Raw genomic sequence first — 14,324 nt, forward strand, 5'->3', positions numbered from 1 at the left:
GTCTGTGATCCGGCTCTGCAAAGGCGTCGAACGCCTCGCGGCTGGATCGACATCGATGAGGACATTTCTTTCCGTGACGGACAGCTACGCAGAATGACAATGAGCGACGCGTTTCACAGGCGCCGCTTCTCCGTTCCGTCCCAGGCGCGGGCGGCGGCGATCAGGCACCACAGCGCTGCCAGCGCGAGCGCGGCCGCGAGCACGGCAGGCCACCATTCGGACATCGAGCTGGCGAGGAACGCCTGCAGCACCGCGGTCGCGGCGAACGCGAGCGCGAGGACGATCAGCAGCAGGCGTTGCGAGAACGGGTACCTGCCGGCGCGCTTCAGCATCGACACCGGCCTCCTTGGTGTCCTGGTGCGGGGGTTTGCACTGGTATCGCCGTACAAGGTCGCGGAGTTACCGGTTCCGTTCGGGGTGTTCGCATGACGAGACGTGCGGGCGGGAGAGGTTCCTCACCGTGCGCTATGTCACCGTTGGCCGAAACGGCCGCAAACCCACTGCTCGGCGTGGTAGCGCCGAGCAAAGACGCTGTTCGGCCGGACGGAGTAGTGAAGTTGACTCACGTTTGTCCGGCTGCATAATCTCCGCTGAGCGCTGGCTTACCCGCGGGGAGCGCGAGGCCGGCAGCCCAGGGGTGCGGGGGCCCAAACGATCTGGAAAAGCCGCTGAAAGGGCCTTTGAGCGCGTTGGTTAAGAAGAAGTTCGGGGCACGTACCCGACGTTCGTCGATCCGGTCCAGGGTTCTGGCCATCGCGTTCGTCCCCAGCGTCGCCCTGCTGCTGGCGGGTGTGGCGCTCGCCGGCTATCTCGTGTACGACGCCATCCAGGTCCGCGACTTCGCCACCAAGGTCCACGACGCGGCCGAACCCGGCGCCCGGTTCTTCGCCGCCGTGCGCGAGGAACGAAGGCTGACCCTCCAGGACCTCGCCAGCAACGGCGCCAACAGGGCCGAGCTCCAGCAGGTGCGCGCCGAGACCGACGCCTCGGCCGCGGCCATCAACGCCGAGCTGCAGGCCATGGTTGGCGACGCGCCGCAGAACGTGCAGCGCAGCATCGCCATCACCGCGCAGCAGTTCGCGCAGCTGCCGCAGTTCCGCCAGCAGATCGACGCGGGCGGCCCCTCGCTGCAGCAGGCCTACGACTTCTACAACCGGCTGATCGACGAGTTCGCGATCGGCCTGAACGGCGTCGCCCAGCAGGCGCCCGACGCCGAGACCGCGTACCTGCGCGTCACCGCGATGCCGCTGTTCACCAGCGCGGACGGCATGTCGCGTGGTGACGCGCTCGCGGCGGCCGGCTTCGTCGGTGGCGGCCTCACCGAAGAGGAGTTCCGCACCTACATCGGCCAGATCGGCGCCTACCACGCAGGCCTCCAGTCGGCGGTGCCCGAGATGATCCCCGAGGTCAGGGCACAGTACGAGCAGCTCGTGCAGAGCGAGGCCTGGCAGCGGCTCACCACCGTCGAGAACGCCTTCCTGCGTGGCAACCAGACCCAGCTGCCGGTGCCGGAGGCCGAGTGGCGCGCCGCGGCGCGGGACGTCGGCGCGGCGCTCATGGGCATCTACATCGCACAGAGCTCCAACGCCACGAACATCGCGCTCGACGACGCCGACCGGACGCTGATCACGTCGATCATCGCCGGTATCGCCGTGCTCGTCGTCGCCATCGCGCTGTTCCTCATCGCGTGGCGGCTGTCCAACCGCCTCGTGCAGCGGCTCGCCAGGCTGAGGGAGGACACGCTCGACATCGCCGACAACCAGATGCCCGAGCTGGTCGCTCGGGTCAGGGCGGGCGAGGCGGTGGACCTCGACGCCGAGATGGCGTTCCTCGACCACGGCCAGGACGAGATCGGCCAGGTGGCCGACGCGTTCAACAAGGCGCAGCAGACCGCCGTCGCCGCCGCCGTCGAGGAGGCCAAGACCCGTGAGGGCACCAAGAAGGTGTTCCTCAACATCGCCCACCGCAGCCAGGTGATCGTGCACAGGCAGCTACAGGCGCTCGACGCCGCGGAGCGCAAGCAGGAGGACCCGGACCAGCTCGACATGCTGTTCCGGCTCGACCACCTGTCCACCCGCGCGCGGCGAAACGCCGAGAACCTGATCATCCTCGGCGGCGAGCAGCCCGGCAGGCAGTGGCGGAACCCGGTCGCGCTCGCCGACCTCGTGCGCGGCTCCACGGCCGAGACCGAGGACTACAAGCGCGTCAAGGTGGGCAAGCTACCGGCGATCGCCGTCGCGGGCCCGGTGGTCGGTGACCTCGTGCACCTGCTCGCCGAGCTCATCGACAACGCCACGTCGTTCTCGCCGCCGTCGTCGCGGGTGGAGATCCGGGGCGAGATCGTCGGCCGCGGTGTGGTGATCGAGGTGGAGGACCAGGGCCTCGGCATCGAGCCGGAACGCTGCGACGAGCTCAACGAAATGCTGCGCAACCCGCCCGACTTCAGCTTCATGGCGCTGTCGGAGGAGCCGCGGCTCGGCCTGTTCGTGGTGGCGCGGCTTGCGGCCAAGCACGGCATCGTGGTGACCCTGCGCGAGTCGGCCTACGGCGGCACGCGTGCGATCGTGCTGGTGCTCTCGGACCTCCTCGGTCCCGTGCCGGAGCCCGAGGACGGCACGCGGACCGCCGTCGAGGAGGCCGTGCCCGCCCAGCAGACGCCGGTGCTGCGGCGCAGGCCGAGGGCCACGCCGAAGACCGAGCCACCCGCGCAGAACGGTTCGGGCCCGAGGGAACTGCCCAAGCGCAGGCGCGAGACGCCCCCGGCCGAGGCGGCGCCGCCGCGGGAGCTGCCACAACGGGAGAGTGTGTTCCGCGAGAACGGGGTTCTGGAGAACGGCGTGAGGGAGAACGCTCCACGGGAGTCCGCACCGAGGGAACTGCCGCAGCGGCAACGCCCCGCGCAGGACGCCCGCCCGCAGCAGCCCGGCGGGACGATGTCACCGGGAAGGCCGCCGCTGCCGCGGCGCCGCAGGCAGCAGAACCTGGTGCCGCAGTTGATGGAAACGGGTCCATCCACGGAGCAGACGGAGGTGGTCACCGAGCCGGAGCAGGCCAGGAGCCGGCTTTCCGCCTTCCAGCGCGGGACCCGGCAGGCACGCGCGCACGACCCGAGCCTCGACGAGCATTCTGGAGACTGAGACGCCATGGTGAACACGGGAGTCAACGAACTGGACTGGCTGCTGGACGACTTGGTGCAGCAGGTGGCCGGAGCCGATCGCGCCGTCGTGCTGTCCGCGGACGGCCTGCTCATCGGCAGGTCGAGCAACCTGTCCGAAGAGGACGGTGAGCACCTTTCCGCGGTGGCGTCGGCGTTCCAGAGCCTCGCGCGAGGAACCGGACGGCACTTCGGCGGGGGCCAGGTGCGCCAGACCGTCGTCGAGATGGACCACGCGTTCCTGTTCGTCACGGCTGCGGGCAGGGGAGCGTGCCTCGCCCTGCTCACGTCGGAGGACGCGGACATGGGCCTCGTCGCGTACGCGATGAACATGATGGTGAAGCGGGTCGGCGCGGTACTCAGCGCGGCTCCCAGGGTTGAGCAGCACAGTGCGCCATGAGCGGCCAGGACGAGGCGTGGTTCGACGAGGCGGCGGGGCCTCTGGTCCGTCCCTACGCCGTCACGGGCGGCCGCACGCGCTCGGACCAGTTCGGCCTCGAACTGATCACACTCGTCGTGGCGCTTCCCTCGGTCGCCGAGGCGGCCTCGCTCCCGCCTGAGTACGCGAAGATCGTGCGGTTGTGCCAGCGGCCGATGTCCGTGGCGGAGGTCGCCGCGCTGATCGACCTACCCCTGCCGGTGATCAAGGTACTGCTCAGTGATTTGATCGAGCAGAACTACGTGATCTTCCGTAGAGCTGCGCCCATGAGTGAAGCCCCAAACCAACACGTACTGCAGGCGGTTCTCGATGGCATCCGGAAACTCTGACCCGCGGCGTCGGCTCACCGCGACGGCGGTGAAGCTGTTGATCGCCGGTGGCTTCGGGGTCGGCAAGACCACGATGGTCGGCTCGGTCAGCGAGGTCCCGCCGCTGCGCACGGAGGAAGTGCTGACGTCCGCGTCGGAAGGCGTCGACGACCTCGCCGGCGTCGAGCGCAAGACCACAACCACCGTGGCGCTGGACTTCGGGCGCATCACGATCAACCAGGACCTGATCCTGTACCTGTTCGGCACTCCCGGCCAGGACCGGTTCTGGTTCATGTGGGACGAGCTGGCGACGGGCGCGCTCGGCGCCGTTGTGCTGGCCGACACCCGCAGGCTCGAGAGTTGTTTCCCCGCGGTGGACTTCTTCGAGCGACGCGGGCTTCCGTTCGTCGTGGGGGTCAACTGCTTCGACGGAGCCCACCGCTACGGCACCGAGGAGGTGCGCGCCGCGCTGGACGTGGACCCGACTGTTCCGCTGCTGCTGTGCGACGCTCGCGACCGGGAGTCGACCAAGCAGGTGCTGGTGACCCTCATCCAGCACGTCATGCGCAACGCCGACCTCGTTCCGGCCAGCAGCTGAGGACGTTGTGGAGAGCGACAGACCCTCAGCGGAGGTCCGCGAGCCGGGAACTGGCCGACAGCTCGGACGGTTCGGACGGCTCGGACGGCGAGGGCATCGTGGGTCGCACGATGCCCTCGCCGATGCCGGTGGCCGGTCGCTCGTGGTGGAGCGGCCGACGTTCGCGTTCTCCCTGGCGGAGTTCGTCAGGGCTCGCGCGCTGGTGCGGGCCGCACGCGGGTCTTGTGGAACGGGCCGCTGATCAGCCGTTGCCGAGCAGGCCCTGCATGGTGTCGATCTCGGCCTGCTGGGTGTTGATGACCTGCTGTGCGAGCCGCTTGAGCTCGGAGTGCACGCCATGTGCCAGCTGTGCGCGGGCCATCTCGATCGCGCCCGCGTGATGCTCGATCATCAGCTCGAGCCAGCGCCGGTCGAACGTGGCGCCGCTCATCCTGCCCAGCTCGGCCAGGTGCTCCTCGGTCATCATGCCCGGCATGGCGTGGCCGCCGCCGTGTCCCTCGTGCTCACCGGGAACCGCCTCGCCCCACTGCTGTAGCCACTCGGAGAGCTGTTCGATCTCCGGCTGCTGCGCCTGGCGGATGTCGTCGGCCAGCCCGCGCAGCCGTTGGTTCCCGGTGCGTTCGGTCACCAGCCCCGCCATCTCGATCGCCTGGCGGTGGTGGGGAATCATCTCGCTCGCGAACGTCACGTCCGCGTCGTTGTGGTCCGCTTGCTCGGTTGCGGTGCCGCAGCCCGCGAGCAGCACGATGGCGGCGATCGCGGGCAGCACGAATCGCCTCACGTTCTTGAACATGGTTCGTCTTTCCTGGCCTGAGAAATCGGATGGGTGGACGCTCGGGAGAAAGCGCCTCATCACACCCGGATCACGCAGGCGAGGTGCAGGATGTCGCGCCCGCCGCGCGGCGGGGCACGGGCCCCGGCCCGCAGCGGGATCGCGCGGCGGACGGGCGGCACGGAGCGGGCCACGCGGCCGAGGAACCACGCCGCGAGCAGGAGCCCGCCCACCGCGGCCAGTACGGCGAGGCAAAGGTGGAAGAGGTCGTGGGAGCCGTGGTCCGGTGCCGGATGGCCGTCTGCGACGGTGGCAGCGGCCACGGCCGGCATGCTCTCCGGCCCGTGCGCGGGCGGGGCGGAACCCACGTGGTGCATGGCGACGACGGCGAGCGCGAGCGCGCACAGCAGCGCCCACCTCGGCAACGGTCCCATCTCCCGCCGGAGCATGGCACCAATTTAACCGAGCGTGCCCGGGACTCGGTGAGCCCCGGGCACGACGGTCACCAGTCGAGCGCGTAGGTGTGGGCGTAGTTGACCGTGCACACGAGCGCGTCGCGCCGCGCCGCGCCGCCCGGAGGGTTCTCCAGCGGTGTCACGGTGTGCCGGAACCGGGCGTCCTCGAACACCATCAGGTCACCGGGGCTGAGCGTGCCCCGGAAGATCGGTTCGTGATCGTCCTCGCCGGGTCCGTAGAGCCAGGTCTCGGCGCCGTGCCCGACCTTGTCCACGACGTAGATGAAGATGAACCGCTCACCATCCTGGTGCGGCTTGGTGACGACGTTGGTGAACGTGCGGAAGAGGTTCACGCCGAACGTGCCCCTAGGGTCCCGCCAGTGCTCCGGCAGCAGTGCCAGCGCCTTGCGGATCCACGTTTCGAACAACCCGTCGGCGAGTACCTCGACGCGCCCGTACTCGCGGGCTTCCGGCCGCTCACCGCGATTCTCGATGGTGATGGTGTCGTGTTCGGACAGTCGGAGCTCGGTTCCTTCCCACTCGAAGCGGACGACGTCACGCGCCCGCTCCCTGTCCACGGGGAGGTCCTTCTCGTATCGGCGCAGCACTCCACTGTGGAAGAACGCACGGTGAAGGTGTGCGCGATCTTCGGCGGAGAAGCCGAACTCGGATTCGCTGAGGACGACATAGCCGTCGGTGCTGAGTTTCTTGTGACTCAACTTCACAGCTTCGGATGCCATTCAAAGAGTCCAATGCGGGGTTTGGGAAATGGCTAGGAGAACTGCTCGTTCCTGACAGTCCGGATGAGCGCCCTCGTCTCCTCGGGTGTCAGGGAACTGCGGTAGAGGGCGTCGTGGTACTCGCGGTACTTCTCGACTGCCTTCGTCCGCTCGATGTGCCGGATGCCGGCGTGGGTCTCGATGTGCACGACGTCGCGATCGATGTCCTCGCTGAACTCGAAGTAGGCGTACATGCACGTGCTCGTGAACAGCGGCTGCGTGGCGAAGGGGAATACGCGCAGCTCGATGTTGGGGGCGGTCGAGCTCTCGATGAGGTGGTCCAGCTGGGCGCGCATGATCTCGGGGCTGCCGACCAGTTGGCGGATGCTGGACTCGTGGGTCACGGCGACCAGCGTGAGCGGGGGTTGCCCCTCACGCTGGCGCAGGGCTCGCTGGCGTTTCATGCGCAGCTCGACGAGCTGCTCGATGTCGTCGGACGTGCGCCACGGCTCGGTACTGCGGTAGTAGGCGCGCGCGTAGTCGGCCGTCTGCAACAGGACCGGGATCGCGGGGATGGTGTAGACCCTGGCGACCGACGCCTCGGTCTCGTAGGCGACGTGCGCGCCGAGCTCGTCCGAGATCTGCCCGCTGTAGTCGGTCCACCAGCCCTGTGACTGGGACGCCTTCGTCCAGCGTTCGAGGCGGCTGGCGACCTGCGTGCCCTCGATCCCGTAGAAGCGGACGAGGTCCCGGATGTCGCGAAGCTGGGGACGGCCCTGCGCGTTCTCGAGGCGGGACAGCTTCGAGGTGGAGATCAGGAGAGCTTCGGCGACCTCTTCGAGGGTACGGCCTGCCTCGCCGCGGAGCCTGCGCAGCTCCTCGGCGATGCGGCGCCGCGGTACCACGGGGCCTGGATCAGCCATCGGACCTCGATCCGGGTGCTTAGAACCACGGGTGTTCCAGTGCGGGATGTCCTCGTGGGAATCCCAGACCGCAGATTGTAGGCCATGGCCGCAAGTCCTTCTCGGAGCGGCTTCAACCATGCAGGCGTATTGCGCTGAACGGGTGATAGCGAGGCCCCCTGGAGCGGCTTCGGAGGGCTGCCGCGCCGCGGTTCACTAGGCCACAAGAGTGGACTGCGTGGGATCGCAAAAATGGGAATTGCATGACGGTTGCCCATCACGGGACACTCAACATGTAGTTCCCAGAAGATCCCACCACGTCGCACAGGAAGGAGACGTCAGCACGAACGTCGGAGCGATCGAGGAGGGGACGCGGCAAACCCGTCGAGCAGAGGGAGGTCGACAATGTTCGTGTCGTTGCGAGTGGGCTTGTTCGTCCGTGTCCTTGTGGTGGCAGCGATGGTGGCCGCGGGGCTGATGCTCGTCCTCAGTTCCCGAGCGGAGCAGGGTGCCCCGCAGGGCGGTGACCGCCGAGCCGGGACCGAGCAGATCCAGGCGAGCGAGGCGGCGGAGACTCGCTACCGCGTTTCCGGGACCGATGGGGCAGGCCTGAACGTGCGGGCATGTCCGGACGCCGACTGCGTCAAAGTCGGCTGGCTCGACGAGGGCGCGCCCTTCGTCGGCACCTGCTGGGAGCCGGGCACGGCGGTTGCCAGCAACACGATGTGGGTCAGCGGCACCGTCGACGGCCGCACCGGGTTCGTCTCGGCCCACTACCTCCGACCCGAGTCCGGAGTGGGCGCACCCGCCTGCGAGGACCCGGTCGATCTCGCCCGGTGACCCCGGGCGCCCTGAGGGCGCCGGTCCCTCAGGGCAAAGGGCGACCCCGCAACGAGGCGTCGAGCACCTGCACCGGGTGGAACATGGGGACGTCGCCGTCCAGGTACCGGCCGATCTGCAACAGGCAGCCAGGGTTCGCGGTCACGAGCAGGTCCGGGTTCACGGCGCGGATGTTGCCCGCCTTGCGCTCGCCCAGCTCCGCCGCGGGTTCCGGCTGCACCATGTTGTAGATGCCGGCCGAGCCGCAGCACAATTCCGCTTCCGGCAGGTCGACGACGTCGAGCCCGGGGATCGTCCGCAGCACGGCCCTCGGCTGGGCCCGCACACCCTGGGCATGCCCGAGGTGGCAGGCATCGTGGTAGGCGACCTTCGCCTTCATCGGATGCCGCTTCGCCCGGGGCTCCAGCTCAGCCAGCAGCTCGGTGACGTCCCGCACCTTGGCGCTGAACGATTTCGCCCGCTCCGCCCACTCCGGATCGTCGGCCAGGAGGTCGGCGTACTCCTTCATCGACGAGCCGCAGCCTGCGACGTTCACGACGATGTTGTCCACCGGCAGCTTCTCGAACGTCTCGATGGTGCGCTTCGCGTGCTTGGTGGCGTGGTCCTCTCGCCCAGCGTGCAGCCCGAGCGCGCCGCAGCAGCCCTGGTCTCTCGGCGTCAGCACCTCGCAGCCCTCGGCCGCGAGCACCCGCTGGGTCGCGACGTTGACCTCGTGGAAGAACACGTCCTGCACACAGCCCGAGAGCATCGCGACCCGTCGGCGAACGGGACCGTCCGGCTTCACTCGGCGAGGCAGCGACGCGAACGCGTCCCGCAGCTTCACCGGCGGCATGAGCGCCTGTGTCGCGCGCAGCCGGGGCGGTAGCACCCGCTCGGCCACGCGGTCCAGCCGCAGTTTCTGGTAGACGAGCCCGAAGATCGCCGCCGCCCGCAACCGCCGCCGGTAGGGGAACAACGCGAAGATGCCGCCCCGGAAGAGCCGGTCGGAGCGCGATCGCTCGACGTTGCGCTCGATCTGCGGGCGCGTGGCCTCCAGCAGACGGTTGTACTGCACCCCGGACGGGCACGCCGTCACGCACGCCATGCAGCCAAGGCACGCGTCGATGTGCTCCGTGAAGGCGCCCTGGAGCTCGATCTCGCCACGCTCGGCCAGGTCCATCAGGTAGATCCGGCCACGCGGGGAGTCCATTTCCTCGCCCCACAGCTGGTAGGTCGGGCACGTGGGCAGGCAGAACCCGCAGTGCACGCAGTCGTCGAGCAGCTCCCGCGATGGTGGGTGCAGTGCGTCGAACCCCGGCTCCGTCCGCTCCGTCACGGGTTCTCCTCCCTGTTGCCGAACTCCCCGAACCACGACTCGAACCGGCCCGGGCTAAGCCGCCCGTGCGGATCCAGCTCGTTCTTCAGCGCTCGCAGCACCCGAATCGCCGAGGGCATCCGGCCCCACGCGCGCACCCCGCTCGGCGGTCGCTGGTGCGTCACCGACGTCCCGCCGATCGCCGTCACGGCGTCGTGCATCCCGTTGACCTCCGCGAACGGCAGCCCCACCGTGCCGATGCCCGTGCCCAGCCCTGCCACCGCGGGCCCACCGGGTGCGCCGATCAACCCCGCGAGCCTGCTGGGCCTGCAGCCGACACGGACCACTGCCGCGCCGGTCAGCTCCGCGTGCCTGGCCCACGCGGCGTCGGCGTCGTCCTCGGTGAGCACCGAGCCACCGATCAGTCCGGCGAGCTCCCTCGCCCTGGCCTCGGTGCCATCGGGTGTCCCTTCGAGCCGCGCGAGCAACGTGCCCTCGGCCCACTCCAGGCACACCGGTTCGAGCGCGCTGCCGAGCACCAGTGCGGCCCGTTCCGCGCCGACGTCCAGCGGGCACTCGAGCGACACCGTGCGCGCGGACGCGGGAACGGGGTGCAGCCGCAGCACGACCTCGGCCAGCAGCGCGAACCCGCCGTAGGAGCCGTGCAGCAGCTTCGCGAGGTCGTAGCCCGCGACGTTCTTGATCACGTGCCCGCCTGTGCGGGCGACCGTGCCGTCGGCGAGCACCACGGTCGCGCCGATCACCAGGTCTCGCAACGATCCGTACGCGAGCGCGAGCGGGCCCGAGTCGGCCGTGGCGACGAGCCCGCCGACCGTCGCACCCCGGGCGACGCGAGCGGCGTCGAACGCGACACGCTGGCCGTTGGCGGCGAGCTCGGCCTGCAACTCCGAGAGTGGGGTACCGGCCCGCACGGCGACCGTCATGTCGGAGGGGTTGTAGGCGAGTACGCCGGTCATCCGCGTGGTGTCGAGCACCGTGTCGGTGGGGAGCGCTGCGCCCGCCCACCCGGCCGCTGTCCCGGCGCCCTGGAGCTGGACGGTGCCCTCGGTGTCGGCGAGTGCTTCGTGCGCGCCCCGCAGATCCGTGGGCGCCAGCATGGTGGCGGTCATAGCCGTTCGATCACTCCCGCCTCCTCCAGCGGATGCGGCCGGTACCGGCCGGGACGCTCACCGCACAGGCGTGGGGTGGGCAGCAGCTTGCCGGGGTTGCACAGCTTGCCCGGGTCGAAGGCCGAGCGGACCCGGTCCATCGTCGCGAGGTCGTCGACGCCGAACATGCGCGGCATCGAGCACGCCTTGTCGGTACCGATCCCGTGCTCGCCCGACAGCGAACCGCCCAACTCTACGCACAACTCGGCGATGTCCTTCGACAGTTCCTCGGCTCGCTCCAGCTCGCCGGCGTCCTCGTCGAAGAGCACCAGGGGATGCAGGTTGCCGTCGCCCGCGTGGAAGACGTTCGCGACCCGCAGCCCGGCCGCCTGTCCCATCTCCTCGATGCGCCCGAGCACCTCCGCGAGCCGGGTCCTCGGCACCACGCCGTCCTGCACGATGTAGTCGGGGCTGATCCGGCCGACGGCCGCGAAAGCGGCCTTGCGCCCCATCCAGATCTTGGCCCGTTCGCCCGCGTCGCCCGCGATGTGCAGCCGCGTGCAGCCGTGCCGGTCGCAGATGGCCTTGACCTGTTCGAACTGGCTGCCACACTCGGCGGCGGGCCCGTCCAGCTCGACGACGAGCGCCGCGGGGGTGTCGAGCGTGTAACCGGCGCCGACCGCCTTCTCCGCGGCCTGGATGGCGAGGTTGTCCATCATCTCCACCGCGGCCGGGACGATCCCCGCGGCGACGATGTCGCTGACCACCTCGCCCGCCGCGCGCACCGACGGGAAGTCGGCGAGCAGCGTCCGCACGGTCTCGGGCACCCGCAGCAGCCGCACGGTGATCTCGCAGACGATGCCGAGCGTGCCCTCGGAGCCGATGAACACCCCGCGTAGGTCGGGCCCGAGCTGGTCGCCGGTGTCGCCGCCGAGCGTCACCACCTCGCCGTCGGGGAGCACGACGGTCATCGACAGCACGTGGTTGGTCGTGAAGCCGTACTTGAGACAGTGCGCGCCACCGGAGTTCTCGGCGACGTTCCCTCCGATCGTGCAGACCTGCTGACTCGAGGGATCCGGCGCGTAGTAGAGGCCCTGCGGCGCCGCCGCCTTCGTGATGTCGAGGTTCGTGACGCCAGGCTGCACCACCGCGCGCCTGTCGACGGGATCCACCTCCAGCACCTGCCGCAGCCGCTGCAGTGAGATCACCACGCCGTCCGCGACCGGCATGGCCCCACCGGAGAGCCCGGTGCCCGCTCCGCGCGCGACGAAGGGGACGCCGTGCTCGTGGCAGACCCGCACCGCAGCGGCCACGCTCTCGGTGTCCAGCGGCAGCACGACGAGCGCGGGTATCTGCCGGAAACCGGTCAGTCCGTCACACTCGTAACTGCGGAGCTGGACGGGATCGGAGAGCACGTTGCGCGCTCCGACCGCGCTGGCCAGCGCATCACGCACGGCCGCGTTGAGCATCCTTGCCCACCTTTTCGCTTTACGGAATCTGAATACCGTCTCGAGGAAAACGGTACAACTGTCCTGCGGGACCAAGGCAACCCTTCCCTGTCCCGCCGGTCAGGTGATGGCTCCGGTCGGGCGCCCCGGCCGGAGCCACCTTCGGGCGAGGAACCGAACGCGAACCGCTTGCGCGCTGGCTCAGGCGCTGATCTCCTTGTGCCCGCTGTCGCCACTCTCGATGGCGATCTTGCGCGGCTTCGCCTTCTCGGCGACCGGGATGCGCAGGGTCAGCACGCCCGAGTCGTACGACGCCTTGATGTTGTCGGCGTCGAGGGTGTCACCGAGGAACAACTGCCGGGAGAAGGCGCCGAGCGGGCGCTCGGACACCTGCATCTCGACATCCTCGTCGTGGGGCAGCGGGCGCCGTTCGGCCTTTACCGTGAGCACGTTGCGCTCCACGTCGAGCTCGATCGCGTCGGCGGAGACGCCGGGCAGGTCGAAGCACACGACGAACTCGTCGCCTGAGCGGTACGCGTCCATGGGCATCGGGGTCGGGCGGGACCACGTGCCCTGGGTGTGGCCGAACATCTGCTGGGTGAGCCGGTCCAGCTCTCGGAAGGGGTCGGTGCGCATCAACATCGTTCTTCCACCTCCTGCTTGTCGTTGCGGTCCTCATGCCGACGCGCACTTCATTTATAGCGCGTCGTCGTTCCGTTGACAAGAGGTGATGTCGTCGGCAAGATGACAAGCGTGAACAGATACGAACGACTGCGGGCGGCCGTCGAGGGAGCGGCCAACGGCGACGAGCTCGACGGCAACCAGGTGCTGGCCGCCCTCGTGCTCCTGCGGGAGCTGAGGGACGACCTCGCGGACTGGGAGCCGCAGCTCATCGCCGCCGCGAGAGAGCTGGGCACCAGCTGGGCGGAACTCGCGCCCGCCCTCGGGGTCGCGAGCAGGCAGGCCGCCGAACGCCGGTACCTGCGGCTGCGGCAGTCCGACTCGGGGGAGCCGACCGCCGACGGGCGCGTGCGTGCGGAACGCGACCGGCGCGCGGGCGATCGGGCGGTGGCCGAATGGGCGAGGGACAACTCGGCGACGCTGCGCAGGCTCGCGGCCATGGTCAGCGCGGCGGAAGGGCTCGGGGCACCCGCGCGGGGGTACGTCGATCGCGTGGAGAAGGCGCTCGGGGAGAGCGAACCGGTGATCCTGCTACAGCCGCTCGCGGGGGTGAGTCCGCATCTGAGGGACACCCATCCGGCGCTCGCCCAGCAGGTCGACGACATCACCGCGCGTTCCGAGCAGGTGCGCAGGGAGACGGTCGGCCGCAGAGAGGGAAAACGGTAACTGTCGATGAGCTGCGCAAACGCGTACCTTCACTCTCATGCGGGTTATGTGGAAGGGTGCGGTGTCGTTCGGGCTCGTCACGATCCCGATCCACCTCTACGCGGCCACCGAGAGCAAGAACGTCTCGATGCGTCAGGTCCACGAGGCCGATGGCGGGCGGATCCAGTACAAGCGGTTCTGCACGGTCGACGGCCAGGAGGTGCCGTACGCCGATATCGCGAAGGGCTACGAGCTCTCGGACGGTGGCATGGTCGTGCTCACCGACAAGGAGTTGGCCGAACTTCCGCTGTCGACGTCGCGCACCATCGACGTGCAGGAGTTCGTGCCGCTCGAAGCCATCGACCCGATCTACTACGACAAGAGCTACTACCTCGAGCCGCAGAAGGCCGCGCTCAAGCCGTACGTGCTGCTTCGGGACGCGTTGCAGAAGTCCGGGCAGGTCGCCATCGCCAAGGTCGCGATCCGCCAGCGCGAGGCGCTCGCGGTGCTGCGTGTGCTCTCCGACGTCATGGTGCTCACCACGATGCTGTGGCCGGACGAGGTGCGGGAGCCGGACTTCCCGTTCCTCAAGGAGGACGCCCCTCAGGTCCGCTCGCAGGAGATGACGATGGCGGCCTCGCTCATCGACTCGTTGTCCGACAGCGTCTTCGAGCCGTCGAAGTACGAGGACAGCTACCGGGAGGCGTTGCTGGCGCTGATCGAGTCGAAGATCGCGGGCGAGGAGACCACCAAACCGAAGGCGGCGACGGCTGAGGCCGAGGTGACTGACCTCATGGCGGCGTTGCAGGCAAGCGTCAGCGCGGCCAAGAAGTCGCGGCAACCAGCCAAGACGGCCAAGTCACGCAAGACGCCCGCAGCCAAGCGGGCGCCGAGGAAGCCGGCCAAGGAAGCCTGAGGGCGTGTCGCTCCCGGCATTGTCGGGGCGTGGTGGTACCAACA

General features: G+C 69.2%; 16 protein-coding genes. 7 read left to right on the forward strand and 9 right to left on the reverse strand.

What is annotated here, in order from left to right; all coding sequences use genetic code 11:
* Positions 1 to 113 precede the first annotated feature (113 nt).
* Positions 114 to 332 (reverse strand): hypothetical protein, encoded by a 219-nt coding sequence (locus FCN18_RS03115; protein ID WP_112266804.1) that lies wholly within the window; start codon positions 330 to 332, stop codon positions 114 to 116.
* A 348-nt stretch (positions 333 to 680) separates the two neighbouring features.
* Between FCN18_RS03115 and FCN18_RS03120 the strand changes: the two genes are divergently transcribed.
* The 4 genes from FCN18_RS03120 to FCN18_RS03135 are packed head-to-tail and all read left to right on the forward strand — an operon-like array spanning position 681 to position 4,499.
* Positions 681 to 3,137, forward strand: a complete 2,457-nt coding sequence (locus tag FCN18_RS03120) for a nitrate- and nitrite sensing domain-containing protein (protein WP_112266309.1) — start codon at positions 681 to 683, stop codon at positions 3,135 to 3,137.
* A 6-nt stretch (positions 3,138 to 3,143) separates the two neighbouring features.
* Positions 3,144 to 3,554 carry a roadblock/LC7 domain-containing protein gene (locus tag FCN18_RS03125; protein ID WP_110334565.1) on the forward strand — a complete coding sequence of 137 codons (411 nt, stop codon included), beginning with the start codon at positions 3,144 to 3,146 and terminating at the stop codon, positions 3,552 to 3,554.
* Positions 3,551 to 3,922 carry a DUF742 domain-containing protein gene (locus FCN18_RS03130; RefSeq protein WP_112266311.1) on the forward strand — a complete coding sequence of 124 codons (372 nt, stop codon included), beginning with the start codon at positions 3,551 to 3,553 and terminating at the stop codon, positions 3,920 to 3,922. Before FCN18_RS03125 ends, FCN18_RS03130 begins: the two co-directional genes overlap by 4 nt.
* Complete coding sequence (locus FCN18_RS03135) at positions 3,903 to 4,499, forward strand: GTP-binding protein (RefSeq protein WP_112266313.1); 597 nt, start codon at positions 3,903 to 3,905, stop codon at positions 4,497 to 4,499. The genes FCN18_RS03130 and FCN18_RS03135 overlap by 20 nt, the downstream gene beginning before the upstream one ends.
* A 241-nt stretch (positions 4,500 to 4,740) precedes the next feature.
* On the opposite strand, the gene FCN18_RS03140 is transcribed toward FCN18_RS03135, so the two are convergent.
* The 4 genes from FCN18_RS03140 to FCN18_RS03155 are packed head-to-tail and all read right to left on the reverse strand — an operon-like array spanning position 4,741 to position 7,368.
* The gene (locus tag FCN18_RS03140; protein WP_112266315.1) at positions 4,741 to 5,292 is read right to left on the reverse strand and encodes a DUF305 domain-containing protein; all 552 of its coding nucleotides are present in this window, start codon (positions 5,290 to 5,292) and stop codon (positions 4,741 to 4,743) included.
* A 59-nt stretch (positions 5,293 to 5,351) separates the two neighbouring features.
* Positions 5,352 to 5,720 carry a hypothetical protein gene (locus tag FCN18_RS03145; protein ID WP_113642652.1) on the reverse strand — a complete coding sequence of 123 codons (369 nt, stop codon included), beginning with the start codon at positions 5,718 to 5,720 and terminating at the stop codon, positions 5,352 to 5,354.
* Positions 5,721 to 5,773: 53 nt separating this feature from the next.
* Positions 5,774 to 6,451 carry a 2OG-Fe dioxygenase family protein gene (locus FCN18_RS03150; RefSeq protein ID WP_228713631.1) on the reverse strand — a complete coding sequence of 226 codons (678 nt, stop codon included), beginning with the start codon at positions 6,449 to 6,451 and terminating at the stop codon, positions 5,774 to 5,776.
* Positions 6,452 to 6,498: 47 nt separating this feature from the next.
* On the reverse strand, positions 6,499 to 7,368 hold the full coding sequence (locus FCN18_RS03155) for a helix-turn-helix domain-containing protein (RefSeq protein ID WP_112266321.1): 870 nt from the start codon (positions 7,366 to 7,368) through the stop codon (positions 6,499 to 6,501).
* A 384-nt stretch (positions 7,369 to 7,752) separates the two neighbouring features.
* On the opposite strand from FCN18_RS03155, the gene FCN18_RS03160 reads away from it, so the two are divergent.
* Positions 7,753 to 8,187 carry an SH3 domain-containing protein gene (locus FCN18_RS03160; protein ID WP_112266323.1) on the forward strand — a complete coding sequence of 145 codons (435 nt, stop codon included), beginning with the start codon at positions 7,753 to 7,755 and terminating at the stop codon, positions 8,185 to 8,187.
* A 28-nt stretch (positions 8,188 to 8,215) separates the two neighbouring features.
* On the opposite strand, the gene FCN18_RS03165 is transcribed toward FCN18_RS03160, so the two are convergent.
* From FCN18_RS03165 to FCN18_RS03180, 4 genes are all read right to left on the reverse strand, one after another.
* Entirely contained in the window at positions 8,216 to 9,502 is a 1,287-nt protein-coding gene (locus FCN18_RS03165) for a (Fe-S)-binding protein (RefSeq protein WP_112266325.1), read from the reverse strand.
* The gene (locus FCN18_RS03170) at positions 9,499 to 10,611 is read right to left on the reverse strand and encodes an FAD-binding oxidoreductase (RefSeq protein WP_137093142.1); all 1,113 of its coding nucleotides are present in this window, start codon (positions 10,609 to 10,611) and stop codon (positions 9,499 to 9,501) included. Before FCN18_RS03170 ends, FCN18_RS03165 begins: the two co-directional genes overlap by 4 nt.
* Entirely contained in the window at positions 10,608 to 12,059 is a 1,452-nt protein-coding gene (locus FCN18_RS03175) for an FAD-linked oxidase C-terminal domain-containing protein (protein WP_137093144.1), read from the reverse strand. Before FCN18_RS03175 ends, FCN18_RS03170 begins: the two co-directional genes overlap by 4 nt.
* Before the next feature lie 180 nt (positions 12,060 to 12,239).
* Positions 12,240 to 12,680, reverse strand: a complete 441-nt coding sequence (locus FCN18_RS03180; RefSeq protein WP_112266331.1) for an Hsp20/alpha crystallin family protein — start codon at positions 12,678 to 12,680, stop codon at positions 12,240 to 12,242.
* 102 nt (positions 12,681 to 12,782) lie between these two features.
* Here FCN18_RS03180 and FCN18_RS03185 point away from each other — a divergent pair, with 102 nt between their 5' ends.
* Complete coding sequence (locus tag FCN18_RS03185) at positions 12,783 to 13,385, forward strand: HSP18 transcriptional regulator (RefSeq protein WP_137093147.1); 603 nt, start codon at positions 12,783 to 12,785, stop codon at positions 13,383 to 13,385.
* Positions 13,386 to 13,422: 37 nt separating this feature from the next.
* Positions 13,423 to 14,280: a non-homologous end joining protein Ku gene (ku, locus tag FCN18_RS03190; protein ID WP_112266335.1), complete on the forward strand. Its 858-nt coding sequence runs from the start codon at positions 13,423 to 13,425 to the stop codon at positions 14,278 to 14,280.
* Positions 14,281 to 14,324 lie beyond the last annotated feature (44 nt).

It is taken from the genome of Prauserella endophytica (assembly GCF_005146945.1).
In the GTDB taxonomy this organism is placed as follows: domain Bacteria; phylum Actinomycetota; class Actinomycetes; order Mycobacteriales; family Pseudonocardiaceae; genus Prauserella_A; species Prauserella_A endophytica.

Coding starts and splice junctions, on each gene's coding strand:
- FCN18_RS03115 (WP_112266804.1), bottom strand. CDS start 332: ATGCTGAAGCGCGCCGGCAGGTACCCGTTCTCGCAACGCCTGCTGCTG.
- FCN18_RS03125 (WP_110334565.1), top strand. CDS start 3,144: ATGGTGAACACGGGAGTCAACGAACTGGACTGGCTGCTGGACGACTTG.
- FCN18_RS03130 (WP_112266311.1), top strand. CDS start 3,551: ATGAGCGGCCAGGACGAGGCGTGGTTCGACGAGGCGGCGGGGCCTCTG.
- FCN18_RS03135 (WP_112266313.1), top strand. CDS start 3,903: ATGGCATCCGGAAACTCTGACCCGCGGCGTCGGCTCACCGCGACGGCG.
- FCN18_RS03140 (WP_112266315.1), bottom strand. CDS start 5,292: ATGTTCAAGAACGTGAGGCGATTCGTGCTGCCCGCGATCGCCGCCATC.
- FCN18_RS03145 (WP_113642652.1), bottom strand. CDS start 5,720: ATGCTCCGGCGGGAGATGGGACCGTTGCCGAGGTGGGCGCTGCTGTGC.
- FCN18_RS03155 (WP_112266321.1), bottom strand. CDS start 7,368: ATGGCTGATCCAGGCCCCGTGGTACCGCGGCGCCGCATCGCCGAGGAG.
- FCN18_RS03160 (WP_112266323.1), top strand. CDS start 7,753: ATGTTCGTGTCGTTGCGAGTGGGCTTGTTCGTCCGTGTCCTTGTGGTG.
- FCN18_RS03170 (WP_137093142.1), bottom strand. CDS start 10,611: ATGACCGCCACCATGCTGGCGCCCACGGATCTGCGGGGCGCGCACGAA.
- FCN18_RS03175 (WP_137093144.1), bottom strand. CDS start 12,059: ATGCTCAACGCGGCCGTGCGTGATGCGCTGGCCAGCGCGGTCGGAGCG.
- FCN18_RS03180 (WP_112266331.1), bottom strand. CDS start 12,680: ATGTTGATGCGCACCGACCCCTTCCGAGAGCTGGACCGGCTCACCCAG.
- FCN18_RS03185 (WP_137093147.1), top strand. CDS start 12,783: ATGACAAGCGTGAACAGATACGAACGACTGCGGGCGGCCGTCGAGGGA.
- ku (WP_112266335.1), top strand. CDS start 13,423: ATGCGGGTTATGTGGAAGGGTGCGGTGTCGTTCGGGCTCGTCACGATC.